The organism is Kitasatospora sp. NPDC093558 (genome assembly GCF_040683475.1).
In the GTDB taxonomy this organism is placed as follows: domain Bacteria; phylum Actinomycetota; class Actinomycetes; order Streptomycetales; family Streptomycetaceae; genus Kitasatospora.
The window spans coordinates 1-1,687 of record NZ_JBFBDY010001029.1; the positions used below are offsets into that span (position 1 = coordinate 1).

The following is a 1,687-nucleotide window of genomic DNA, read 5'->3' on the forward strand; positions in this document are numbered from 1 at the left end:
GTCCCGCTCGGCGGACCAGGCGCCCAGGGGGGCGGGGCCGGGCATCCGGCCGATCCGTCCTCCCCGGGCGAGGGCCCGGCCTCCGAGCGAGGCCGCCTTCTGCGCGGCGGTGAGCAGGGCGGGGGAGTCGAGGACGGTGGCGGCCGCCTTCATCGCGAGCGCCTCCGCGCCGGGCAGGCGACCGCTCTTCCGCTTGGCCCGGACCGCCGAGGCCCGCAGGTGGACCAGGAGCTTCGGAATGTCGATCTTCACCGGGCAGGCGTCGTAGCAGGCCCCGCACAGGGTGGAGGCGAACGGCAGGCTCGATGCACTGCTTTGAGTGTCACTGCCGACGCCGACCAGCTGCGGGGTCAGCACCGCGCCGATCGGCCCCGGGTAGACCGAGCCGTAGGCGTGGCCGCCGGTGCGCTCGAAGACCGGGCAGACGTTGAGGCAGGCGGAGCAGCGGATGCAGGCCAGTGCCTGGCGGCCGACGGTGTCGGCGAGGGTGTCGGTGCGGCCGTTGTCGAGCAGCACGAGGTGGAACGCCGACGGGCCGTCGGACTCCGTCGTGCCGGTCCAGGTGGAGGTGTACGGGTTCATCCGCTCGCCGGTGGAGGAGCGGGGCAGCAGCTGGAGGAACACCTCCAGGTCGGTCCAGGTGGGCACGACCTTCTCGATGCCCATCACGGTGATCAGGGTCTCGGGCAGGGTCAGGCACATCCGGCCGTTGCCCTCGGACTCGACCACGGCGACGGTGCCGGTGTCGGCGACGGCGAAGTTGGCGCCGGAGACGGCGACCTTCGCGCGGAGGAACTTCTGCCGCAGGTGCCGGCGGGCGGCCTCGGCGAGCTCGGCGGGCTCGTTCGTGAGCCCCTCGGGGGCCGGCTGGCCCCACTCGCCCATCCGCTCGGTGAACAGGTCGCGGACCTCGGTGCGGTTGCGGTGGATCGCCGGCACCAGGATGTGGGAGGGGCGGTCGTCGCCGAGCTGGACGATCAGTTCGGCGAGGTCGGTCTCGTAGGCGGTGATGCCGGCCTCGGCGAGGGCCTCGTTGAGCCCGATCTCCTGCGTGGCCATCGACTTGACCTTCACGACCTCGCGCTCGCCGGTGGCGCGCACCAGCTCGGTGACGATGCGGTTGGCCTCGGCGGCATCGGCGGCCCAGTGCACCGTCCCGCCCGCCGCCGTGACCGACTCCTCCAGCCGGACGAGGTGCCGGTCGAGATGGCGCAGGGTCCGGGTCTTGATGGCGTCGGCGGCGGTGCGCAGCGCCTCCCAGTCGTCGAGCTCCGCGGTGACGGCGAGCCGCTTGTCGCGGATGACGGTCGTCGCCCGCTTCAGGTTGGCCCGCAGCCGGGTGTTGCCGAGGGCCTCGCGGGCGGCGTCGGGGAAGGACGGCGAGCCCAGCCAGACCACTCCGCGGTCGCCGGGGGCGGTCACGTTCTCACTCCTTCGGTGCCGGCGAGGATCTCGGCCAGGTGCATGGTCCGCACCGCCGCGCCCTGGCGGGACAGGCCGCCGCCGATGTGCATCAGACAGGAGTTGTCGGCCGTGCACAGGACTTCGGCGCCCGTCCCGAGGACGTCCGCCACCTTGTCGGCGAGCATCGCGCCGGAGGTGGCGGAGTTCTTGACGGCGAAGGTGCCGCCGAAGCCGCAGCACGACTCGGCGGCCGGGAGCTCGACCAGGTCGAGGTCCTGGACCG

General features: G+C 73.2%; 2 protein-coding genes. Both read right to left on the bottom strand.

All coding sequences use genetic code 11. The annotated features are described in order from the left end of the window. Positions 1-1,422: lactate utilization protein B (locus tag AB0O00_RS38135; protein ID WP_363659277.1), on the bottom strand; the 1,422-nt coding region annotated here is incomplete at its 3' end. Next, positions 1,419-1,687 (bottom strand): (Fe-S)-binding protein (locus AB0O00_RS38140; protein ID WP_363659278.1); only part of this gene is annotated, 269 nt, incomplete at its 5' end. The genes AB0O00_RS38135 and AB0O00_RS38140, both read right to left, overlap by 4 nt.